The sequence below is a fragment of the Parvibaculum indicum genome (assembly GCF_011762095.1).
Classification (GTDB): Bacteria; Pseudomonadota; Alphaproteobacteria; order Parvibaculales; family Parvibaculaceae; genus Parvibaculum; species Parvibaculum indicum.
Genome location: NZ_JAASQO010000010.1, coordinates 161,417 through 183,848, shown reverse-complemented (window position 1 = coordinate 183,848; position 22,432 = coordinate 161,417). Strand labels below are relative to the sequence as shown.

Sequence of the window (22,432 nt, the reverse complement as noted above, 5' to 3'; positions counted from 1 at the left end):
ATCCGGCTAATGAGAGGACTTCATGCATAGCGGCAAGGTTGTCGGTCTCGTTCTGGGCGCGTTGCTGGTCGCGCTGGCGGTGCTGATGCTGGTGCCCGCGCTGGCGGACCTCGTGGCCCAGCGCGACGACTGGACGGCCTTTCTGCTGGCCGCCGCCATTACCGGGTTCGCGGGCGGCGGGCTGATGCTCGCCTTCAGCACGGAAGACCGCGATCTCGGCTATCGCGCCACCTTCATGATGACCACGCTGGGCTGGCTCGGCGTCTCCGCCTTCGCGGCGCTGCCCTTCGTCTTCTCCAGGATCGGGGTGAGCTACACGGACGCCTTTTTCGAGGCGATTTCGGGCGTCACGACCACGGGCGCGACCGTCTTTTCCGGCCTCGACAAGATGCCGCCCGGCATTCTTCTCTGGCGCGCGCTGCTGCAATGGATCGGCGGCGTCGGCATCATCGTCACCGCTGTGGCCATTCTGCCTTTCCTGCGCGTCGGCGGTATGCAGCTCTTCCGCACCGAAAGTTCCGACCGCTCCGAAAAGGTGCTGCCGCGCCCGGGGCAGATCGCGCTCGCCATCGCCGAGATCTATCTGCTGCTGACGCTTTTCTGCGCCGTGCTCTACATGTTCGGCGGCATGACGCCCTTCGATGCGATGACGCATGCCATGACGACGCTCTCCACGGGCGGCTATTCCACGCATGATGCGTCCTTCGGCTATTTCGACAATCCGTGGCTGAGCTGGGTCGCGATCGTCTTCATGATCGCGGGCTCGCTGCCGCTGGTCGTCTATATCCACATGGTCCGGGGCGAGCACGATGCGTTGTGGAAGGATCCGCAGGTGCGCGGCTTTCTTCTCTTCATCGTCATCGCCGTCCTGATCCTGACCCGCTCCATCTGGATGGACGGTCATTACGACCTGCTGGAATCGCTGCGCCACGCGGCGTTCAATGTCGTGTCCATCGTCACCACGACGGGCTATGCGACGACGGACTACACCCTGTGGTCGCATTTCGCGGTGATGTTCTTCTTCCTGCTGACATTCGTGGGCGGCTGCACGGGCTCCACGGCGGGCGGCATCAAGATCTTCCGTTTCCAGATCCTCGGCATCCTGTTCCGCACCCAGATGCGCCAGACGCTTTATCCGCATGTGGCGCAGACGCTGCGCTATGGCGAGCGCACGGTGGACCGCGAGATCGTCTTTTCGGTCGGCCTTTTCATCGTGCTTTATTTCGCGACCGTCTTCGGCATCGCGCTGGCGCTGGGCGCGCTGGGGATCGAGTTCATGACGGCGATTTCGGCGTCGGCCACCGCGGTCGGCAATGTCGGCCCCGGCCTCGGCGAGATCATCGGCCCGGCGGGCAATTTCGCCACGCTGCCCGACGCCGCCAAATGGCTCCTCAGCGCGGGCATGCTGATGGGACGGCTCGAACTCCTCACCGTCTTCATCATGTTCACCAAGGATTACTGGCAGCAGTAGAGTTTCCCCTCTACCCGTCATTGCGAGGAGCGCAAGCGACGAAGCAATCCAGCGCAGCGCTTGCCGCTTCTGGATTGCTTCGCTTGCGCTCGCAATGACGGAAAATAAAGAACTCCTACTGCCCCGAAAGCTCCAGCACATCCTCATAGGTGCGAAGCCCCGGCCTTTGCGCCGTCACCAGCACGGCCATGTTGCCGGGCAGGTGTTCGTTCTTCCACATCTTGGTGTGGGCGCGCGGGATGTCTTCCCAGGAAAACACTTCCGACATGCAGGGGTCGATGCGGCGTTCGACGACGAGCTGGTTTGCGGCGCTTGCCTGTTTCAGATGCGCGAAATGCGAGCCCTGAATGCGCTTCTGGCGCATCCAGACGAAGCGCGCGTCGAAGGTGAGGTTGAAGCCCGTCGTGCCCGCGCAGAAGACGACCATGCCGCCGCGCTTGGCCACCATGCAGGAAACAGGGAAGGTCGCCTCGCCGGGATGCTCGAACACGATGTCGGGGTCGATCCCCTTGCCGGTGATGTCCCAGATCGCCTTGCCGAATTTGCGCGCTTCTTTCATGAAGTCGTTGAATTCGGGCGAGTTCACCTTGGGGAGCTGGCCCCAGCAATTGAAGTTTTTGCGGTTGATGACGCCCTTGGCGCCCATCGACATGACGAAGTCGTGCTTGGACGGATCGGAGATGACGCCGATCGCATGGGCGCCCGCCGTCGCGCAGAGCTGCACGGCAAAGGAGCCGAGGCCGCCCGACGCGCCCCAGACCAGCACGTTCTGGCCCGGCTGCAGCCCGTGCGGGCGATGGCCGAACAGCATCCGGTAGGCGGTGGCGAGCGTCAGCGTGTAGCAGGCGCTTTCTTCCCAGGTCAGGTGCTTGGGGCGCGGCATGAGCTGCTGCGACTGCACACGCGCGAACTGCGCGAAGGAGCCGTCCGGCGTCTCGTAGCCCCAGATGCGCTGCGAGGGCGAGAACATCGGGTCGCCGCCATTGCATTCCTCGTCGTCGCCGTCGTCCTGGTTGCAATGGATGACGACTTCGTCGCCCACCTTCCAGCGCTTCACCTTGGAGCCGACCGCCCAGACGATGCCGGCGGCATCGGAGCCGGCGATGTGAAAGTCGTTCTTGTGCGAGCCGAAGACGGAGACGGGCTCGCCGAGCGCGGCCCAGACGCCGTTATAGTTCACGCCCGCCGCCATCACGAGGACGAGCACTTCATTGCTGTCGATTTCCCAGGTGGGCACGACCTCGACCTGCATGGCGCTCTCGGGCGGCCCGTGCCGGTCGGCCCGGATCGACCAGGCGTACATGTTCTTGGGGACGTGACCCAGAGGCGGCACTTCGCCGACTTCGTACAGGTCTTTCTTCTCCGCACCGCTGTCGGCACCGGTCTCGACGGCTGTCATTTTTCGCACCTCTTTCGCATGTCGCGCGCCGGATTTGAGGCTGCCACCGAAGGGCGCGCGGACGGCTTGGAGTGATGGTCGCATTTTCATGACCGTTTTGCCGGGATCATTGGCGCTCGACACAGCGTATGCAAGGCATTTTTGCGGTGCAGCAATAATCTGGCGGCTTTGCGGGCATGCATCGGCACCTCTGGCGCGGGGGCGTCCGTCAGGCGCTGAGGCGTTCCCTGTTCTGCTCGATGGCCGTGCGGATGGCGTCCGGCGCGATCTCGATGAGCCGCACCAGGGTCTTGACCGAGCCGGGCGGCTGCCGCTTTCCCTGCTCCCATTTCTGGAGCCCGGACACGCTGGTGCCGAGGAGAGGCGCGAAAGCGGCCTGCGTCATGCCCAGCGCCTTGCGCGCATTCCGGATTTCTTCCTGCGCGGAACGGACTTCATGGATGGTCACGCCACTCGCACGCCCTTCGGCATGCGCGGCGGCTTCCTCCATGGCCTCGATGAGTTCTTTGCCAAAGTCGGACATGGTCATGTCTCCTTCTTCTTCGCCGCGGCTTTGATCCGTGCCGCCAGGGCGGAAACGATCTTCTTCTCCTCCGCGGAGAGGTCGGCTTTCTCGTTCTTGCCATAGATCGTGAGGGCGTAGAGCGGGATCGTGGCGTTGAAGACGTAGTAGATCACGCGAACGCCGCCGGATTTGCCTTTGCCTTTCGCCCTGAAGCGCAGCTTTCTGACGCCGCCGGTGCCTTTGATTTCGTCTCCGGCTTCCGGATTGTTCGCCAGATAGGAAATCAGTTCGGTCCGGCTTTCCTCCGTCAGGAGGAGCGCGGCCTTTCTCGAAAAGACGCTCGTTTCGGCAACGGTCTGCACGACCGGAATGTAACCCAATGGGCGATATAATCAAGTAAAAACCAACCCAATGGGCGATGCGGGCCCGCATGCCGTCCGGGCATCCGTCTCCCCTTTCCCTTGCGTCGGCGGAGCAGAGTGTTAGACTTCCAAGTGCGTAGTGGAGATACGCAATTTTACGATACACGCATCATCGCTCGGGGAGGAGACCGGATGAAGCAGATCAAGGACATGTATGCGCTTGCGCTGGACGACAGCCATTGGGACGTCCCGCAGGATTACGACGTGATGTTCAACTGGGAATACGATCCCGAACGCACGGCGATGATGGGCCTTTACCAGAAGGGCAAGGAAATGCAGTGGGATGCGGAAACCCGCATCGACTGGTCGCAGGAGCTCGACGAGGACAATCCCGAACAGCTTCCCGACGAAATGCTGCCGATCAACGGCATGGCTGAGTTCGAGAAGATGTCGCGCAAGGAGAAGGCCAATGTGCGCAAGCACTTTCAGGCCTGGCAGCTTGCGCAGTTCATGCAGGGCGAGCAGGGCGCGCTCATCTGCACCGCCAAGATCGTCACACAGGTGCCGGACATGGACTCCAAGTTCTATGCCTCGACCCAGGTGATCGACGAGGCCCGCCATGTGGAGGCCTACAAGAAGCTCCTGTCGAAGTTCGAGGTCGTCTATCCGATGACCAAGCCTCTGAAGGATCTCATCGAGCAGACGCTGCGCGACAGCCGCTGGGACATGACCTATCTCGGCATGCAGGTGGTGATCGAGGGCCTTGCGCTCGCCTCCTTCGCGCAGATCCGCGACAACGCGCAGAACCCGCTCTGCGCGGCGGTGAATGCCTATGTGATGCAGGACGAGTCCCGTCACGTCGCCTTCGGGCGTCTGGCGCTTCGGGACTATTACCCGCAGCTCACCCAGGCCGAGCGCGACGAGCGCGAGGAATTCCTTCTGGAAGCGAGCTATCTCATGCGCGACCGTTTCGACGCGGTGGAGGTCTGGCAGAATCTCGGCCTCGATCCGGTGAAGTGCGGCGAGCATATGTACAACTCCGGCTTCATGGAGATGTTCCGCAACTCGCTCTTCACGCGCATCCTGCCCATCGTCAAGGATGTCGGCCTGTGGGGCGACAAGATCCGCACCGGCTATGAGCAGATGGGCGTCATCCAGTATGCCGATCAGGACGTGCAGGCGCTGCAGGACGAGGACGAAAGCATCGCCCGCGAGTTCGATGCGCGTGCCGCCCATATCGCCAGCATCGCCGCCCGCGCTCAAGGCATGAACGCCGGGGCGAGCGCGGCGGAGTGACATAGACCGGCTGCGAAGCGATTTACGGGCGGGCCGCGCGGATATGTGCGGCCCGCCCTTTTTTTGTTTTATAATGACCGCTTGTTCGGGGTGTCATGCGTAAGGGGCGGTTGTGGAAACCGGAACAGGGAGCGGCGCCGGGGTGGCGTCGCGCACAGCGGGAAACGGGATCGCCGAGGCGGTGGATGCCGTCTATGGCTTCGCCACGATTCCCGACAATTGGGAAGACCTGATCCGGCTCCTCGAACATCTCGACGGCGGCGCGGAGGCCGGGGACATGACCGGCGCGCCGGGCGAGGCGTTCCGCAATGTCGTCGTCTCGCATCTGCTGCGCGCGCAGGAGCTGGCCGACCGGCTGCATCGCGCCGACGAAACCGCGCCGGAAGCGCCTTATGCCTATCTGCTGATCGACCGCGACCGCCGGGTCGCAGGCGTCAATGCCAGCGGCGCGGCGGTGTTCGGCGAGGTCGTGGCGTCGCTCGAAACGGGCACGCGCCTTTCCTTCCTTACCGAAGAACACGGCCATAATTTCGCCGATGCGCTGAAGCGGGCCGGGGAGGGCGCCGCCGGGCCGTCCATCATGCGTTTCCTCTCCGATGAAGGCGGGGTCGATCTTCTCTGCTATCTCGTGCCGCCCGCTTCCGTTCCGGCGGCCATGCTGCGCGCGGGCGGGGCGGCGTCGCGCGACAATCTTCTCTGCGCGCTGGCCGCGCCCGAACATGGCGGCGGGCAGGGCGGGCCGGATGTCCGTCTGGCGCTGGGCCTCACCCATGCGGAGGAACGCCTTGCCGCCCGGCTCAAATCCGGTCTGGCGCTGAAAGAGGCGGCGGCGGATCTCAACATTTCCGTCAACACGGCGCGCAACCAGCTCAAGAGCATTTTCGAGAAGCTCGGTATCAAGCGGCAGAGCGATCTGGTGCGTCACCTCGTCGAACTCAACATGGTTGCGGCCTTTCTCGACACGCCGTCCGGCGAGGCGGCCCCCGTGGAGACGGGCGGTGATGCGCGGCGGTTCTTCCATTTGCCGGCCTCGGGCGAGGAACCGGCGCGTACGCTTGCCTATCGCGATCTCGGGGCGCGTAACGGCTTTCCCGTCTTCGTCTTTCAGAGCCTCATCGTGTCGGGCCTGATGCGGCCGGACGAAATCGAGGCGGCGACGCGCGCGGGCGTGCGTCTCATCAGCGTGGACCGGCCGGGCGCCGGTCTGTCGACGCCCGATCCCGCCTTCGGCTATGCGAGCTTTGCGCGCGACTGCCGCGCGCTTGCCGACCATCTGGGGCTGCGGCGCGCGGCCATGTTCGCCTGGGCGTCGGGCGCGCCTTTCGCGCTGGCCGCGGGCGCGGAGCTGGGCGAGCGCGTCACGGGCGTCATGCTCGTCGCGCCGCGCCTCGTCTTCCAGCCGGATATGGAGCGCACCCATCCGGCGGCGGAGTTTTTCGGCGGGCTTCGCCGTCATCCCTGGCTCATCGACGCGGTCTTTTCCATCATCCGTTCCAAGCGCTCGCGGCGCTTTCTCGGACCGATGATCAAGCGCTTCTTCGAAGGCTCGGCGGCGGATGCCGCCGTGATCGAGCGCGATCCCTCGCTCGTGCCGTTTTTCGTCGACGGCGTCATCGAGGGGCTCGACGTGACGCGGGAAGGGCCGGTGCGCGAGGCGCTGATGTTCGCGGAGAAGACATCTCTCGATCTTTCCGGCCTCACCGCGCCCGTGACCGTCTGGCTCGGCGGCGACGACCGCATGAACGGGCCCGACGATGTGCGCCGTATGCTGAAGAATATTCCGGTCGCCGATTTCAGGCTCTTTCCCGGCGAAGGCCATCTCGTCGCCATCACGCGGTTCGGGGAGATGATGGAAAAGCTGAAAAGGGAGGCGGGCTGACGCCGCTATCCCTCGCCGCCGCGTCGTCTCGGTGCCGTCCCATCGCGAAGTTGCGGTTTCCCGCCGCGTCATTTTCTCGCCATATGCCGTTGCTCATCTCCTCGCCCTTATATCGAGGAGGTCAAGATGACACATGCATGGAAGAGCCCGCTCGCGGCCGGTATCGCGGTCGCACTGGCGCTGGCGCCCGCATCCGCCTTCGCCGATCCGCCCGGCAAGATGAAAGGCCCCGGCAACGGCAAGGCGGCGCATGGCAATCCGCATAGCGGCAATCCCGGCGCGGCGGGGAAGGGCAAGGGCGGCGATCTCGGGAGCGGGATTCTCGACGCCTCCATCAATGTGCGCTTCGGCACGCGCGAGGCGGAGATCATCCGCGACTATTTCGGCGCGCAACCGGCGGCGACCAAGCCCCTGCCGCCCGGCATCGCGAAGAACCTCCAGCGCGGCAAGCCGTTGCCCCCCGGCATCGCCAAGCGCTATCTGCCCTCCGCGCTTCAGGCCCAGTTGCCGTCCCGCGACGGCTATGAGCGGCTTCTCGTCGGCAATGACGTGCTGCTGGTGAAGGCGGCGACGGGGATCATCGTGGATGTGCTGACCGGTATCCGCTGAGCGCATCTTCCCGCCTTCGAGCCCTTAACAAGCCCGGTTTTCCGCCGTTTCGGGACGGGAGGCCGGGCTTTCCCTTTTGCGGTGCGGCAAGGGGTGTGATAATGGCCCTTACCTCGCGGCAGGCAGGGGCGGCGCGCCTTTCTGCCGCGCTTTCCATATTTGGCAAGAGCGGACGGGTCATGGCGGATCAGGACAACAAGGGCGCGGGCGGCAAGGCGGCGAGCGAGGATCGCCCCAAAGACAGGCCGTGGATTTTCCGCACCTATGCGGGCCATTCCAATGCGAAGGCCTCCAACGAGCTTTACCGGACCAACCTGTCGCGCGGCCAGACGGGGCTTTCCGTCGCCTTCGATCTGCCGACCCAGACCGGCTATGACAGCGACCATGTGCTGGCGAAGGGCGAGGTCGGCAAGGTCGGCGTCGCCGTCTCCCATATCGGCGACATGCGCGTCCTTTTCGACCAGATCCCCATGGAGGAGATGAACACCTCCATGACCATCAATGCGACGGCGGCCTGGCTGCTGGCGCTTTACATCGCGGTCGCGGACGAGCACGGCGCGGACCGCGCAAAGCTCACCGGCACGGTGCAGAACGACATCATCAAGGAATATCTCTCGCGCGGCACCTACGTCTTCCCGCCCGAGCCTTCCATGCGCCTCATCACCGACATTGTGAGTTTCACCTATTCGGAAATGCCGAAATGGAACCCGACCAATGTCTGCTCCTACCATTTGCAGGAAGCGGGCGCGACGCCGGTTCAGGAACTCGCCTTCGCGCTGGCGACGGGCTGCGCCGTGCTCGATCATGTGAAGGCGAGCGGGCAGGTGCCGGATGCCGATTTCGCGAAAGTCGTCGGCCGCATCTCCTTCTTCGTCAATGCGGGCGTGCGCTTCGTCACCGAGATCGCCAAGATGCGCGCCTTCGTTGATCTCTGGGACGAAATCTGCCGCGAGCGTTACGGCGTGGAAGACGAAAAGCTCCGCCGCTTCCGCTATGGCGTGCAGGTGAACTCGCTCGGCCTCACCGAGCAGCAGCCGGAAAACAATGTCTACCGCATCCTGATCGAGATGCTGGCCGTGACGCTGTCGAAGAAGGCCCGCGCCCGCGCCGTGCAATTGCCTGCCTGGAACGAGGCGCTCGGCCTGCCGCGTCCCTGGGACCAGCAATGGTCGCTGCGCGCGCAGCAGATCCTCGCCTATGAGACGGACCTTCTGGAATATGCCGACATCTTCGACGGCTCGGAGGTGATGGAGGCCAAGGTCTCCTCGCTCAAGGAGGAAGCCCGGGCGGAGCTTCAGCGCATCGACGAGATGGGCGGCGCCGTCGCCGCGGTCGAGAACGCCTATATGAAGCAGAAGCTCGTGGAATCGAATGCCGCGCGGCTGGCCGATATCGAGGCCGGCCGCATGACCGTCGTCGGCGTCAACAAATATGAAGAGACCGCGCCCTCGCCGCTTTCCACCGGCTCGGGCGATATTCACGTCATCGAGGAAGGCGTGGAGGCCGCGCAGGTCGAGGCGCTGAAGACATGGCGCGAGAAGCGCGACGACGCGGCGGTTGAAAAAGCGCTCGCCGCGCTGAAAGAGGCCGCGAAGTCCGGCGCCAACATCATGGAGCCTTCCATCGCCTGCGCGAAGGCGGGCGTCACCACGGGCGAGTGGGGCGCGGCGCTGCGCGAGGTCTTCGGCGAATATCGTGCGCCGACCGGCGTGTCGCAGTCCATGCGCGCCGACAGCTCGCATCTCGACGAGGTCCGCAAGCAGGTTGACGCGGTTTCCGCCAAGCTCGGCCGCCGTCTGAAATTCCTCGTCGGCAAACCCGGCCTCGACGGCCATTCCAACGGCGCCGAACAGATCGCCGTGCGTGCGCGCGATTGCGGCATGGAGGTCGTCTATGAGGGCATCCGCCTCACCCCCGCGCAGATCGTCAACGCCGCGCTGGAAGAAGGCGTCCATGTGGTCGGCCTCTCCATCCTGTCGGGCTCCCACGTCTCGCTCGTGACCGAAGTGCTGCGCCTGATGAACGAAGCGGGCATCGGCGAGATCCCCGTCGTCGTCGGCGGCATCATCCCGCCCGACGACGAACAGACCCTCATGCGCGCCGGCGCGGCGGCCGTCTACACGCCGAAGGATTTCCAGATCAACGACATCATGTCCGAGATCGTCCGCCTGGTGGACTATTCCGACGAAGCGGCCTGAGGTTTCCTTCCCCTCCCCCTTGACGGGGGAGGGCCAGGGAGGGGGTGAAGCGGCAAGCGCCGCGCCTTCGATTGTCTCCACCGCCGCATCCCCCCACCCGGAAATCCGTTTCACGAATTTCCGACCTCCCCCTCAAGGGGGGAGGTGAACCCGTGCTCGAGGATGCTCCCCCCAGAAAACGGATGTCATCCCGGCGAAAGCCGGGACCCACTCGCCTTCGCGGAACAAGGGCCGCCCTCAGTCCCCCGCGCGGGCGGCGATGAAGGGGCGGGTGTCCTTCTTCTCGGAGCCATGGCGTTCCTCGGCGAGGATATCGAACCCCGCCGCGCGGATCGCCTCCGCGAGCGAGGCGGCGGTCATCGACGCCACGCTGGAGGGTGCCTTGCCGAACAGGCGCATGACCGGAATCGCCAGGCCGATCAGCGGGTTCATGTCGCCCAAACACGGCGTCTTGGAGATGAAGAGCCCGCCGGGCCGCAGCAGCGTCCCGATATCGCGAAGCGCTTCGGGCACGTCGCTCACCAGGTGAAGATAGTTGAAGCCGAGCACGGCGTCGTAGCGGGTGCCTTCCGCGGCCAGCTCGCGGGCCGTCGCCTGCCGGAAATCCGGTCGCGTGCCGTCCGCCGCCGCGGCTTCTGCCTTTTCCTTCGCGATCGCGATCATCTCCGCCGAGATGTCGGTGGCGAGATAGCGCTGCGCCGCGTCGGCGAGCCGCAGGGCCGCCGTGCCGGTGCCGCAGCCCAGTTCCAGCACGCTTGCGGCGGGCGGCAGCAGCTCGCGGGTGCGCGCCAGCGTCCTGTCGAACCCCGCCATATCGGCGACGGGCGATTTTGCATATTTCCGCGCCGCCCTGTCCCAGAAGGCTGCGTCCGCTTCGCTCATGCGTCTTTCTCCCGTTCCCGTCTTGCCGTTGCCGCTTAAGGGCGGCCCTCTGCCATCCTCTGCCATCCCCATTCTCGCCATAATAGCCTGTTTCACTCCGGTACGGTCGGTTAAGGCTAATCCGCGTGAAGACTCGCGTCGCGTGTGAGCCTTCATGTAACTTTCATCCGTCTGAGGACGGCGTTTGGCCTGAATCCGTCAGCTTATGCCTTGAGAGGGCGCGATTGCGCCCGCATGGTTAACAAAACGTAAAATCGTTCAGCCGGCATTCATCTCGGCCGGGCGATTATGGCAAGTGGGTTCGCATATCCGCCGGGGCCGATGCGGCGCGGCGGAGTTGCGAAGGCGCAAGCGGGGTAGCAATGAGCGAGAGTTACGATACCGCCCGCGAGGCGGGCAAGGGTCAGTCCGCGGCGGCCTATGGCCGTCATGTCGAGCCGCTGCCGGAAATCCATATCTTTTCGCGTCTGTCCGAGCTCGACGCGGCCTATGCCGCCGATCTCGCCAAGCGCCGGGCGCGCCAGGAAACGCTGGAGCGCGAGATCGCAGGGCTTGCCAAACATCTCGCCGCGCCGCTCGAAGGCGAGGAGCCGGAGGGCGCGCGCCGCGGTTTCTTCGCCCGCCTCTTCGGCACCGGCAAATCCAGGGCGAACAAGGGGGGCGAGGCATGAGCGCGAACGTCTCTCTCATCGCGGAGGATATGCGCGAAAGCATCGGGCGCAATTTCGTGCGCTCCGAGCGGGCCGCGCGCATGGCACCCTTCTTCTTTATCGGCTTCGTGCTGACGGCGCTTGTCGCGCTGGGCGCGGTGGCGGTCGATTACATGATCGTCTCGGAATTCTGGACGCGCGCGCTCGCCAACGAGTTTCTCGAACTGCCCGGCGCGCTCGGCCAGTCCGTCGCCTTCAAGTCGGCGCAGGTGCTGTTCGCCACCGTCGCCGCGCATATGCTTTACGAGCAGCTCGGGCCCATCGGCAAGGCGGTGTTCGTGCGCATCGTCTTCGTGCTGGCGATCCTCATGCTGCTGGGCGTCGGCTTCATGCTCGCCTTCATGTCGCTGCCCAACGGCATCGCCGCCACGGGCGACGGCGGCGCGGGCTCCTCGCTGTCGGATACGCTGGCCGGCCTCGGCCTTGCCACCGGCGGCACGGCGGAGACCGCGCGCAGCGCGAGCGAGATCGACAAGGTGCGCGAATGGCAGCCGCTGGCCTGGCTCGGCTCGCTCGGCATCGTCTTCCTCGTGGTCACGGGCGTCGCCGCGCTCTGCCTCCATGTCGCCATGGCCTCGGTGCGGCGCATCTTCCTGTCGCGCGACTATCGCCACCGCAAGCAGGACATGGCCAGGCTCGCCGCGCTGGAAGAGGAATATGACGCCAACCGCCATGCGCTCACCGAAATGGAAGGGCCGGAAAACCGCCGTCACCTTCTCTGGACCGGGCTGATGCGCGAGGCGCGCGCCTATGAGCAGGGACTGGACGAGGCCCGCCGCGAGGCAGCAAAGCCTGCCGCGCCTGCGCCGTCCGTCCCGGCGTCGAAGACATCGCGCGGCCTTCTCGGCCGCAAGAAGGAGGAGGCCCTCCCCACCGCCGTTTCCGACCGGGGCAAGGACGGTCAGGCCGCTTTCGCGGAGCGGATCAAGGCCTGCGAGCAATCCCGCTCGCTGGCGCGTCACGAAAAGCTGTTCGACGAATGGTGGGAGCGCCGCTCGCGCAATGCGATGAAGGCCGGTCCGTCCGGCGTCACCCATGTGCGCGAGCCCATCGGCGAAGTCCTGCCGCCGCCGCGCCGCGTGCCCATCGGCCGGCAGGGCCGGGAGCAGGATTGAGGGAAAGACCGAGCCCATGCGCCTCTTCGTATTGATCGTCGCCCTTCTCGGCACGCTGGCCGCCGTCTTCGTCAATCGTGCGGCGAATGCGGCGGAGGCGCCGCGCACCGTGGTGATCGGTCTCGACCTCTCCAAAAGCAATCCGCTGGTGAACGACGATGCCTATGCCGCCCGCGCGGGCCGCAAGGTCGTTGCGCATATCGAGCATCTGTCGCCGCATTCCCGCGTCATGCTGCGCACCTTCGGGTCCTACGATGTGACGGCGAATGCGCTGAAGGTCGATCAGGTGATTTCCGCCCGCGCCAAGCCCGACGCGGTGGCCGACGGGGTCCGCGTGCTCATCGCCAACATTCCGAAGCTGGTGCGCGACGGCAAGCTGGAGGCGCAGGGCTTCACCAATATCCTCCCCTTTCTCGACACCATGTCGCAGGTGGTGGACTGCGCCGCCCAGCCGACGGATTACATTCTGCTGACGGACGGTTTCGAGGATTCCGAATATGCGAAGCTGAAAGCGGGCGGGAAACTGCCCCGTCCGCCGGGCGATGCCTTTCAGGACTGCGCCTCGCTCACCATTCTCGGTCTCGGCCAGGGCGCAGGCAGCCCCGCCGTCACGCAGCGCGTGCGCGACGAATGGCGCAACTGGTCGATAGCGGCCGGCTTCCGCCACTTCGCCGGGCTTTACGACTGGTGATTTAACCCACGGTGTCATCCCGCTTGGCGACCGGGTTTCAGTGACAGACAGGTAAAAACAAATGTCACCCCGGGCTTGTCCCGGGGCCTAGGGGCGAACCTGCTCTGTCCTCTCCAACAAGGTCGTCGTACAAGTCACGCCATTGAGGGTTCATCTCCTCAATGACATTTAGCTTGTAGGCGCGTGACCACTTTTTCATCGTCTTTTCAAGCTGGATGGCGGCATCGACGTCGGGCGTTTCCGAATACCAGACAAGGCGATGCACGCCATGTTTCTTCGTGAACCCTTCCGCGATGCCAGATTTGTGTTCGGCCACCCGGCGAGCAAGGTCGTTCGTCACGCCTACATAGAGGGTGCCGTTTCGACCGCTTGCCAGAAGGTATACGTAGTAGCTCCCCTGCATGGGCAGAAGCGTACCGCCCCTGGGCCCCGGCACAAGGCCGGGGTGACACCTAAAATGTGCGCACCCACACACCTTTGACCCCGGCCCCGGCCCGGGCTAGCTTCCGCCGGCCTCACCACCTGCCGGAACGTCGTCCCATGCTTTTCGCCCTCAGCCTCGTCCTGCCGATCTTCGGCGTCATCGCGCTCGGCTATGCCGCCTCGCGCTCCGGGCTCATGAGCGACGAGGCGATCGACGGGCTCGACACCTATGTCTTCACCTTCGCCATGCCCTGCCTGCTGTTCCGCAATCTGGCGACGACGCCCTTTCCGGACGTGCTGCCCTGGGGCTTATGGGCCTCCTATTACGGCGCGATGCTGATTTCATGGGGCGTGGGCAGCGTCGTCGCGTTGGGCGCGCTTCGCCGCCCGAGCACGGATTCGGTGATGATCGGGTTCGGCGCGGCGCAGGGCAATACGGTGATGCTCGGCATTCCGATCATCGTGACGGGCTTCGGCGAGAAGGCGGGCTTTCCCGTCTTCCTCATCCTCGCCTTTCACGGGATCATCCTCTTCACCGTCGTCACCTTCCTGCTGGAGTTGACGAAGCCGCGCGCCGAGCATGAGCAGATACATTTCCTGTCGATCCTGAAAGAGGCGCTGAAGGGCACGGCGAAGAACCCGGTCATCATCGGGCTGGCGCTGGGCGTCGCCTATGGGCAGACGGGACTTCCCATGCCCGGTATCGCCAACGACACGCTGCATCTCATCGGGCGCTCGGCGATCCCCTGCGCGCTGTTCGTGCTGGGCGGCATGCTGACGCGCTATGCGATCAAGCGCTCCATCGGCGCGGCGACGCTCACCTCGGTGCTGAAGCTCGTCTTCATGCCGGTGCTGGTGTTCCTCGCCTCGCATTATCTCTTCGACATGCCGCCGCTCTGGGCCGTCGCGGCGACGGTGCTGGCGGGCATGCCGGCGGGCGTCTATTCCTCGATCATGGCCAAGCGCTACAACGCCGCGCCCGGCGCGGCGTCCTCCGCCGTGGTGCTCTCCACCGCGCTCAGCCTCGTCACGATCACGCTGATGCTCAGCTACTTCCTGCCCGAGGGGTGACGAGAAAATTCCCCTCCCCCTTGAAGGGGGAGGGTCAGGGAGGGGGTGTGGCGGCATACGCTATGCCCGCGATTGCCTCGATCGCCGGTTCCCCCACCCGCCGCGCTGCCGCGCGTCGACCTCCCCCGCAAGCGGGGGAGGTGAGAGAATGCGCAGGCGTCGATGGGCTTGCCGAGGGTCTCAGACCCCCGCCGGGATCGCCGCTTCCTTGTCGGGCCGGGCCGGTTCGTCCTTCAGGCGGAACATCGCGGGCCGCACGAAGAGGAAGGAAAGCGGCGTGCGCTTCAGCACCTCATAGCCGACGATCGGGCCCGCCACCGCCACCACGAAGGCCACGAGGGTGATGAGGTCGCCGTTTTCCCAACCGGCGAATTTCACCAGACCCACCCGCATCGCGGCCATCGGGGCGAAGAAGGCCACGAAGATATAGAGCGAGCGGTGCCCGATATAGGAGAGCAGGCCCGCCAGGCCGATATCCGCCAGCACGGCGACGGCCATGATGGAGCCGATGCCGCCCGCATAGCCCATCAGCAGTTCCAGCGCGCGAATCTCGATGAGGCCGGAAAAGACCATTGTCCCCACGGCCGCGTAGAGGAGCGCGGCGAGGCCGAGCGCCTCGGCCTTGTGCTCGCGCGACCAGGCGGCCAGCTCGAAGATGCGGCTTGCGCCATAGACGCCGGAGACGAACCAGATGAAGCGCCAGGCAAATTCGTCGATCAGCATCCAGCCGGTCGCGATCTGGGTGAAATAGAGCGCGACGGCGGCGGCGAAGAACCAGGCCGGGTTCGCCTTGCGGAAGACGCGCAGCACGGTGAAGAAGATCGCCAGCTCATAGATGAACCAGAGCACGGCAAAGGGCTGGATCGGGATGAGCCACATATCGGTCCAGGTGGTGGTCCAGTTGCCGCCCGTCGGTATGGCGATCTTGATGCCGATCTGGATCACGGACCAGAGCAGGTAGAAATAGCCGAAATGCAGGAGCTTGCGGTCGAGGAAATCGCGCCAGGGGCCGTTGATCGCCTTCCAGGCGAAAAGGCCGGCCACGAGGAAGAAGAGCGGCATGCGGAAGGGCTTGGCGAAGTCCGACAGGTCGCCGAAGATCTCCGGTCGCGTGCCCAGCGTCGCCATCACGCCCCAGGTGGTGTGTTCCATCACCACCAGGCTGATGGTCAGGCCCTTCACGGCGTCGATCCAGCCCAGACGCGGTTTTTCTCCCTTTGAAACGGTGGTCGCCGTCCCGGAATCGGCCATTGCGCTCGTCATATCCTGCACCTCGCGTCAAATCGGGCCGGAACCGTTCCCCTTCGGGATCGGTCGCCCTGTTCACGAAAGATCGGAGCAGGATGCGGGCCATCCTTCGAGACGTGGGCCGGAAAAGCCCTCCCGCGAGCGGAGAGGTGAAGGGGCGTCGTGTGCCTAAAGCCCTCCCCCGCTTGCGGGGGAGGGTTGGGAGGGGGTGAAGCGGCAAATACAAGCGTTTGCGGATGCCGAAAGGCAGTGTCCCCCACCCGCCGCGCTGTCGCGCGTCGACCTCCCCCGCAAGCGGGGGAGGTGAAGGAGGGGCGGAGTATGTAACTAAGCCCTCCCCCGCTTGCGGGGGAGGGTTGGGTGGGGGATAGGGCGTCGGACTGAAACGCGAGGCCTCAGAACGTCTCCATGCGGCAGCCGCGCGCTTCGAGGATGGGCCGCATCTCGCGGAAGGCGGCGCCGTTCCAGTTGAGCGGGATCGCCGGGTGCAGGTGATGGACGATGTGATACTGCATCCCCATGGACAGGATGTTGCCCACCGTCGCGTCGAAATAGCGGGTGTTGCGGTAGCGCCCCCGCTCCGTCATGGGGTGGTGCGGCGCCCAGCTCAGCATCATCGAAATATAGATCGAGCCGATATAGCGCGGCAGCCACCAGATCGCGGCGGCCTCGATGGCATGGCCGCTCCAGGCCAGCGCGCAGAGAATGCCCCAGAAGGCGAGGGTCTGGGCGAGCCCTTCCAGCTTCGCCCGGTTGACGGTGGCCGAGTTCCCCAGCCGCTCCAGCGTGCGGCCGTAGTCGTTGGGGCGGCCCGGCTGGCGGCGGGCGATATTGTTCAGCACGAAATGCCACCAGCTATCCGCCTTCACATTGTAATCCGGGTCGAGCTCGGGATCGTTCGTATGCGTATGATGTTCCATATGCGTCAGGCGCGCGATCTTGAAGGGCAGCACCAGCGGAATGGTGGAGGTGTAGCCGATCAGCTCGTTCAGCCAGCGCAGGCGGCCGTTCTTGGCGAAGTTGGAATGCTGCGCCTCATGCGAGGGCAGGTAGCACAGGATCACGTTGAGCGTGGCGATGGGGAAGGCCGCCCAGACGGGCAGCATGCCCGTGAGCGTCAGCGGCCAGAGCGCCAGCCAGCAGGTGAGGTTCGCGATCCACCAGACGAGCATGAACCAGGAAAAGCGTCCCAGATATTTCCGCGCGATGGTCATTTCCGCGCGCATCAGCTCCTGTTCGCCCATCTCCCGGAAATCGGGTGTGCCGGTGAGCGTTTTGTCGGTCGCATTGATGTTCATAGCCAGCGCCCCCTCAGCTTTGCGGCCAGGCCGAGCAGCGTCCCGCAGATAAGCCCCGCCTCGACGGGCGTCAGGCCGAGCGGCGGCATGCGGTCCAGCTTCTCGATCGTCTGGGCGATCAGCGGCGCGAGAAATCCCACGCCGAAAAAGACCGGGCCCCAGGGGCCCAGCTTTCCAAGGATTGCTTTGATCATCGGTTCCTTCCCTTCGTGCCGGCGTTCTTTTGGGCATTCCGGCCACGGCTCTTCTGCGGCGCGGCCGGGTCGATGATGAGGCGCACGATGCGCTCGATCAGCTCGTCCGTCGTGCTGTCCTCATCCTCGAGGTTCATCTCGCCGGGGCCGTGCAGCGGATCGGAGAGCGAGGCGGCGGCGCCGCGCACCGTGGCGATGGAAAACATCATCACGTCTTCGGTCCGTTCGTCGGAGAGCCAGCCCGCGGCCTGCGCGGCGCGCGCGGCCTCGAAGATCATGTCGTGGCGGCGTTCCGCGCTTTCGTTCAGCTTCCTGTCGGCATGCGCGGCCACTTCCGGGTGGTTGATGGCGCGGTAATAGGCCGGGTAGGTGAGGCTGAAGCGGATATAGGCCTTGCCCATGGCGGCGTAGCGTTCCAGCGGATCGTCCTTCGCTTCGTCCGCCGCCGTCATGATGTAGTCGATGAAGCGGTCGCTGCCTTCCGTCGCCAGCGCGCGCAGCAGGGCGGCCTTGTCGGCGAAGTGGCGCGTGGGCGCGGCATGGGAGACGCCGAGATCGCGGGCCAGCGCGCGCAGGCTCAGGCTTTCGATCCCCTGTTCGGCGATGACATGCGCGGCGCGCTCCAGCAGCTTCTGGCGCAGATTTCCATGGTGATAGGACATGCGTCCTCCGGCCTCCGTCCCATATGTTGTCACTGACAACATTTCCGCGACTCTAGGAGGCGGCCCCAATGTTGTCAATGACAACTTTGCGGGGAGGTTTTCTCTCCATCGTCATGCCCCGGCCATCCTTCGAGACGGACGCTGTCGCGTCCTCCTCAGGATGAGGTGTGGACTGAACCCGGTTCCTCACCCTGAGGAGCGGACGCAAGTCCGCGTCTCGAAGGGCGAGGCCCGGGAAGGTGAGAAAGCCTCACGCCCTTTCGGCGAGCCCGATCGTTTCGCGCACCTCTTCCGGGGTGACGCCGCGGGCGCGCAGTTCGCGCAGGCCCATATCCTTCGCCGTCTTGGAGAGCCGCCGCCCGTCCGCGTCGCGCACGAGTTCATGGTGGTGCCAGCGCGGTTCCGGCAGGCCCAGCAGCACTTGCAGCACGCGGTGGATATGGGTGGCGGGGGCGAGGTCCTGGCCGCGCGTCACCAGCGTCACGCCCTGCGTCGCATCGTCCAGCGTGACGGAGAGGTGATAGCTCGTCGGCACGTCCTTGCGGGCGATCACGACGTCGCCATAGGCCTGCGGGCGGGCGCGGATCAGGCCGTGTTCGCCGCGCGATCCGACGCCTTCCTCCATGAAGGTCACCGGCCCGCCGTTCAGCTCCTCGGCCATGGTGCAGGCCTTTTCGGTGTCCATGCGCCAGCAATAGGAGCGACCTTCCCACATCAGCTCGTTGAGCTGACGTTTGGGAATGTCCTTGTAGAGGCCGGGATAGACGGGCGCGCCGTCCGGGTCGAGCGGCCATTGGCGCGGCGGGATGCCGCTCTCGGCGATGGCGTCCTGGATCTCCTTGCGCGTGGCGAAGCAGGGATAGACGAGGCCCATCTCGCGCAGCTTCTTCAGCGCCGCTTCATATTCCGCGAAATGTTCCGATTGGCGGCGCACCGGCTTTTCCCATTCGATGCCGAGCCAGGCGAGGTCGTCGTAAATGCCTTGCTCGTATTCCGGGCGGCAGCGGCCGACATCTATGTCCTCGATGCGCAGGATGAAGCGCCCGCCCGTCGCCCGCGCCATATCCCAGGCAAACAGCGCCGAATAGGCATGGCCCGGATGCAGCCAGCCGTTCGGGCTGGGGGCGAAACGCAGCGTTTCGCGCTTTGTGTCGGGCATGAGGAACTCCGTGTGCAGCTCGGGGCGGGCGCGCGCGCAAAGGGGCGGGGCTCACATATCGGTATGCCGGTCCGGTCTGCCAAGCGCGGGATGGAATATCCACCTTCGGTGGCTTCACAAAGCCGTTGCACAATATATAGTAAACTGCAGTCACTGGGGTCTACCGCTTCGCGGCAACCTGGTGTAGCCGCGGCGGGCCCGCCCTTAAGGAGGACGGTGTGCAGGCGATGTTTGCCAGTCCGGAAGCGTGCCCGGCACTTGTGCTGAATGCGGATTACCGTCCGCTCAGCTATTACCCTCTCTCGCTCTGGTCCTGGCAGGACACGATCAAGGCGGTCTTTCTGGACCGGGTGAATATCGTTTCCTCCTACGACACCTTCGTGCGCTCGCCCTCCTTCGAGATGCAGCTGCCGAGCGTCGTTTCCCTCAAATCCTATGTGAAGCCCGCGCGCTATCCCGCCTTCACGCGCTTCAACCTGTTCCTGCGCGACAGCTTCACCTGCCAGTATTGCGGCGACCGGGGCGAGCTGACCTTCGACCACGTCATCCCGCGCTCGCGCGGCGGGCAGACGACCTGGGACAATGTCATCACCGCCTGCGCGCCCTGCAATCTCAGGAAGGCCAACAAGATGCCGAAGGATGCGGGCATGGAGCCGACGCAGCATCCCTACCGGCCCACGGTGAACGACCTCCACAAAAACGGCCGCGCCTTCCCGCCCAACTACCTGCACGATAGCTGGCAGGACTATCTCTACTGGGACAGCGAACTGGAGCCGTAAGGGCCTCCCCGTCATTGCGAGGAGCGATGGCGACGAAGCAATCCATCCTTCGAGACGGCCCTTTGGGCCTCCTCAGGATGAGGCCATTGTCTTGGCTCCTCATGCTGAGGAGCGGCGAAGCCGCGTCTCGAAGCAGCTTCGCGTGCGCTCGCAACGACGACGAAAATTCGGGACACCCCCAAAACAAGGTGTCATCCCGGCCACCTTCACACTTAAGGAGGGCCGGGACCCATTGGCGTTCCCGCAAATAGGAGAGGCGAGTGGGTCCCGGCAACAAGTGCCGGGACGACACGGGGTTTTTGATTTTCAGCCTTTGCGCTAATCACCGTTGTCATCCCGGGATTTATTCCCGGGATCCACTCGCCTTTCCGCTTGCCGCAGCGCTAGTGGATTCCGGGTCAAGCCCGGAATGACGTTTTCGTGTGGGTGCGGCTACAAAAGACACGTCACCCCGGACTTGATCCGGGGTCCATGGAGTCTTGCCTCAGGCGCTCTCGCGTATCAGCGTGAGGAACGGCTCCGCGAATTCCTTCAGCTTGGCCGCGCCCACGCCATGCACCTGCGCAAACGCCTCGCGCGTCGTGGGCGCTCTCCGCGCCATGTCGATCAGCGTCTTGTCGGAAAACACCACATAGGCCGGCACGCCGCGTTCCTGCGCGATGTCGAGGCGCAGCGATTTCAGCCTGGTGAACAGCCGGTCTTCTTCCGGCGTCAGCTTTTCCGCATCGCTGGCGCGCTTGCGCTTCGCGGTCTTCTTGTCATGGCTGTCCGGGCGGTAGAGGAATTCTTCCTCGCCCGCCGCGAGGCTTTCCCCCAGCGCGGTGATGATGAGGCTGCCATAGCCGCCCACATCGACCTCCAGATAGCCGCCCGACACGAGCTGGCGGATCAGCGATTGCCAGTCCGGCTTTTTCAGCCCCGCGCCCTCGCCGAAGGCGGGCAGCCGGTCATGCTTCACGGCCAGCACCTTTTCGGTTTCCTCGCCCAGCATGATGTCGATGATATGCGCCGCGCCATAGCGCTCGCCCGTATCGCGAATGGCCGACAGCGCGGACATGGCCATCTCCGTCCCGTCGCTGAGGTCGGCCGGGTTCAGGCAGTTGTCGCAATTGCCGCAAGGCTCCGCCGTCTCGCCGAAATAGGAGAGCAGAATCCGGCGGCGGCATTGCGGCGCATCGGCATAGGCCAAGAGCGCGTTCAGCCGCTGGTGCTCGCGGCGCTGGCGCTCCGGCCCCGCGTCTTCGTCGTCGATGAATTTCCGCCGCATGCGAATGTCGCCCGGGCCGAACAGCATATGCGCTTCCGCCGGTTCGCCGTCGCGGCCTGCGCGGCCGATCTCCTGGTAATAGGCTTCGAGCGAGCCCGGCAGGTCCACATGCACGACGAAGCGCACATCCGGCTTGTCGATCCCCATGCCGAAGGCGATGGTCGCCACCATGACGAGGTTTTCTTCCGCCATGAAGGCGCGCTGGTTCGCCTCGCGCTCTTCCTTCGTCATGCCCGCGTGATAGGGCCGCGCGTTACAGCCGTTCTGGCGCAGCAGCGCGGCGGTCTCTTCCGTCTTCTTGCGCGACAGGCAATAGATAATGCCGTTTCCGACTTCCGGCCCGCGCCTGTCCAGGAAACCCAGTAGCTGGTCCTTCCAGCTCGTCTTGGTTTCCACGCTCAGTTGAATGTTCGGCCGGTCGAAGCCCAGCACCTGCGTGTCCACATCGCCGGCGAAGAGCTTCTGCGCGATGTCGGCCCGCGTCACCTCGTCCGCCGTGGCGGTGAGCGCGGCGACGGGCACGCCGGGGAACACCTCGCGCAAGCGGCGCAGGTCCTCATATTCGGGACGGAAGGCCGGGCCCCATTGCGAGATGCAATGCGCCTCGTCGATGGCGAAGAGCGTCACGTCGAGCCTGCCGATGGCCGCCAGCATCCGCTCCGTCATCAGCCGTTCGGGCGCCATGTAGAGAAGGTTGAGCTCGCCCGCCGCGGCGCGCCGCCAGACGGCGACATTGTCCTCGCGCGACTGGCCGGAATGGATCGCGTCGGCCGCGACGCCCGCCAGCTTCAGCGCCGAGACCTGGTCCTGCATCAGCGCGACGAGCGGCGACACCACGATGGTGAGCCCGCCCTTCACCAGCGCCGGCACCTGAAAACAGAGCGATTTGCCCGCCCCCGTCGGCATCACGGCCAGCAGGTTGCGGCCCTCAAGCAGCGTATCCACCGCCTCTTCCTGTCCGGCGCGAAACCCCTCGAAGCCGAACACCTCGCGCAGCACGGCATATTTCGCAGCGTTCGGATCCTGCGGATCGCGCGCGTCGGACCGGGCTGCGAGGGTGGAGGCCATGAGACTCGAATGGGCAAATAGAGCAGGGCCCCGAAAAAACGCCCGGAGCCGAAAGGCGGGCGCGGCAGGCCTCCAAGCGTCTCAAAGACGAATCAAGCCCCGCCGCACCCCCAGACTCTCACGGGGAGGGGTGAGGGGGCAAATTG

General features: G+C 65.0%; 21 protein-coding genes. 10 read left to right on the top strand and 11 right to left on the bottom strand.

From position 1 onward, the window contains the following. Positions 1-22 precede the first annotated feature (22 nt). Positions 23-1,471 carry a TrkH family potassium uptake protein gene (locus tag FHS78_RS13590; protein WP_167094909.1) on the top strand — a complete coding sequence of 483 codons (1,449 nt, stop codon included), beginning with the start codon at positions 23-25 and terminating at the stop codon, positions 1,469-1,471. Positions 1,472-1,586: 115 nt separating this feature from the next. On the opposite strand, the gene ccrA is transcribed toward FHS78_RS13590, so the two are convergent. The 3 genes from ccrA to FHS78_RS13575 form a co-directional block, all read right to left on the bottom strand. Next, positions 1,587-2,870 (bottom strand): crotonyl-CoA carboxylase/reductase, encoded by a 1,284-nt coding sequence (ccrA, locus tag FHS78_RS13585; protein WP_167094908.1) that lies wholly within the window; start codon positions 2,868-2,870, stop codon positions 1,587-1,589. A gap of 208 nt (positions 2,871-3,078) precedes the next feature. After that, entirely contained in the window at positions 3,079-3,393 is a 315-nt protein-coding gene (locus FHS78_RS13580) for a helix-turn-helix domain-containing protein (protein WP_167094907.1), read from the bottom strand. 2 nt (positions 3,394-3,395) lie between these two features. Next, the gene (locus tag FHS78_RS13575) at positions 3,396-3,755 is read right to left on the bottom strand and encodes a type II toxin-antitoxin system RelE/ParE family toxin (RefSeq protein WP_246220499.1); all 360 of its coding nucleotides are present in this window, start codon (positions 3,753-3,755) and stop codon (positions 3,396-3,398) included. Positions 3,756-3,929: 174 nt separating this feature from the next. Here FHS78_RS13575 and FHS78_RS13570 point away from each other — a divergent pair, with 174 nt between their 5' ends. The 4 genes from FHS78_RS13570 (at position 3,930) to FHS78_RS13555 (ending at position 9,719) form a co-directional block, all read left to right on the top strand. Then, the gene (locus tag FHS78_RS13570) at positions 3,930-5,033 is read left to right on the top strand and encodes a ferritin-like domain-containing protein (RefSeq protein ID WP_167094906.1); all 1,104 of its coding nucleotides are present in this window, start codon (positions 3,930-3,932) and stop codon (positions 5,031-5,033) included. A gap of 142 nt (positions 5,034-5,175) precedes the next feature. Next, positions 5,176-6,912, top strand: coding sequence for an alpha/beta fold hydrolase (locus FHS78_RS19680; protein ID WP_167094905.1), 1,737 nt, complete (start codon positions 5,176-5,178; stop codon positions 6,910-6,912). A 126-nt stretch (positions 6,913-7,038) separates the two neighbouring features. Then, entirely contained in the window at positions 7,039-7,521 is a 483-nt protein-coding gene (locus FHS78_RS13560) for an anti-virulence regulator CigR family protein (protein ID WP_167094904.1), read from the top strand. Between the two features lie 179 nt (positions 7,522-7,700). Then, entirely contained in the window at positions 7,701-9,719 is a 2,019-nt protein-coding gene (locus FHS78_RS13555; RefSeq protein WP_167094903.1) for a protein meaA, read from the top strand. Positions 9,720-9,956: 237 nt separating this feature from the next. On the opposite strand, the gene FHS78_RS13550 is transcribed toward FHS78_RS13555, so the two are convergent. Continuing rightward, positions 9,957-10,601 (bottom strand): class I SAM-dependent methyltransferase, encoded by a 645-nt coding sequence (locus FHS78_RS13550; RefSeq protein WP_167094902.1) that lies wholly within the window; start codon positions 10,599-10,601, stop codon positions 9,957-9,959. Between the two features lie 362 nt (positions 10,602-10,963). Between FHS78_RS13550 and FHS78_RS13545 the strand changes: the two genes are divergently transcribed. Genes FHS78_RS13545 through FHS78_RS13535 form a run of 3 tightly spaced genes read left to right on the top strand, consistent with a single transcriptional unit; the run spans position 10,964 to position 13,117 of the window. Continuing rightward, positions 10,964-11,272 carry a hypothetical protein gene (locus FHS78_RS13545; RefSeq protein WP_167094901.1) on the top strand — a complete coding sequence of 103 codons (309 nt, stop codon included), beginning with the start codon at positions 10,964-10,966 and terminating at the stop codon, positions 11,270-11,272. After that, a complete protein-coding gene (locus FHS78_RS13540; protein ID WP_167094900.1) occupies positions 11,269-12,426 on the top strand; it encodes a hypothetical protein in 1,158 nt (385 codons plus the stop codon). Before FHS78_RS13545 ends, FHS78_RS13540 begins: the two co-directional genes overlap by 4 nt. A gap of 16 nt (positions 12,427-12,442) precedes the next feature. Continuing rightward, positions 12,443-13,117: a hypothetical protein gene (locus FHS78_RS13535; RefSeq protein WP_167094899.1), complete on the top strand. Its 675-nt coding sequence runs from the start codon at positions 12,443-12,445 to the stop codon at positions 13,115-13,117. Between the two features lie 64 nt (positions 13,118-13,181). Here FHS78_RS13535 and FHS78_RS13530 read toward each other — a convergent pair whose 3' ends face one another. Continuing rightward, complete coding sequence (locus FHS78_RS13530) at positions 13,182-13,520, bottom strand: GIY-YIG nuclease family protein (protein WP_167094898.1); 339 nt, start codon at positions 13,518-13,520, stop codon at positions 13,182-13,184. Between the two features lie 137 nt (positions 13,521-13,657). Between FHS78_RS13530 and FHS78_RS13525 the strand changes: the two genes are divergently transcribed. Beyond that, the gene (locus tag FHS78_RS13525) at positions 13,658-14,611 is read left to right on the top strand and encodes an AEC family transporter (RefSeq protein WP_167094897.1); all 954 of its coding nucleotides are present in this window, start codon (positions 13,658-13,660) and stop codon (positions 14,609-14,611) included. A 180-nt stretch (positions 14,612-14,791) separates the two neighbouring features. Here FHS78_RS13525 and FHS78_RS13520 read toward each other — a convergent pair whose 3' ends face one another. The 5 genes from FHS78_RS13520 to gluQRS all read right to left on the bottom strand — a co-directional run bounded on the left by FHS78_RS13520 (position 14,792) and on the right by gluQRS (position 19,172). After that, positions 14,792-15,862: an acyltransferase family protein gene (locus FHS78_RS13520; RefSeq protein WP_167094896.1), complete on the bottom strand. Its 1,071-nt coding sequence runs from the start codon at positions 15,860-15,862 to the stop codon at positions 14,792-14,794. Positions 15,863-16,254: 392 nt separating this feature from the next. Further along, the gene (locus FHS78_RS13515) at positions 16,255-17,157 is read right to left on the bottom strand and encodes a fatty acid desaturase (protein WP_205305316.1); all 903 of its coding nucleotides are present in this window, start codon (positions 17,155-17,157) and stop codon (positions 16,255-16,257) included. After that, positions 17,154-17,351, bottom strand: coding sequence for a hypothetical protein (locus tag FHS78_RS13510; RefSeq protein ID WP_167094895.1), 198 nt, complete (start codon positions 17,349-17,351; stop codon positions 17,154-17,156). Before FHS78_RS13510 ends, FHS78_RS13515 begins: the two co-directional genes overlap by 4 nt. Continuing rightward, entirely contained in the window at positions 17,348-18,013 is a 666-nt protein-coding gene (locus FHS78_RS13505; protein WP_205305315.1) for a TetR/AcrR family transcriptional regulator, read from the bottom strand. The genes FHS78_RS13510 and FHS78_RS13505 overlap by 4 nt, the downstream gene beginning before the upstream one ends. 250 nt (positions 18,014-18,263) lie before the next feature. Then, positions 18,264-19,172: a tRNA glutamyl-Q(34) synthetase GluQRS gene (gene gluQRS / locus FHS78_RS13500; protein WP_167094893.1), complete on the bottom strand. Its 909-nt coding sequence runs from the start codon at positions 19,170-19,172 to the stop codon at positions 18,264-18,266. A 227-nt stretch (positions 19,173-19,399) separates the two neighbouring features. Here gluQRS and FHS78_RS13495 point away from each other — a divergent pair, with 227 nt between their 5' ends. Next, positions 19,400-19,951, top strand: a complete 552-nt coding sequence (locus FHS78_RS13495; protein ID WP_167094931.1) for an HNH endonuclease — start codon at positions 19,400-19,402, stop codon at positions 19,949-19,951. Between the two features lie 484 nt (positions 19,952-20,435). Here FHS78_RS13495 and recQ read toward each other — a convergent pair whose 3' ends face one another. Next, positions 20,436-22,286 (bottom strand): DNA helicase RecQ, encoded by a 1,851-nt coding sequence (recQ, locus tag FHS78_RS13490; protein ID WP_167094892.1) that lies wholly within the window; start codon positions 22,284-22,286, stop codon positions 20,436-20,438. Positions 22,287-22,432: the final 146 nt, after the last annotated feature.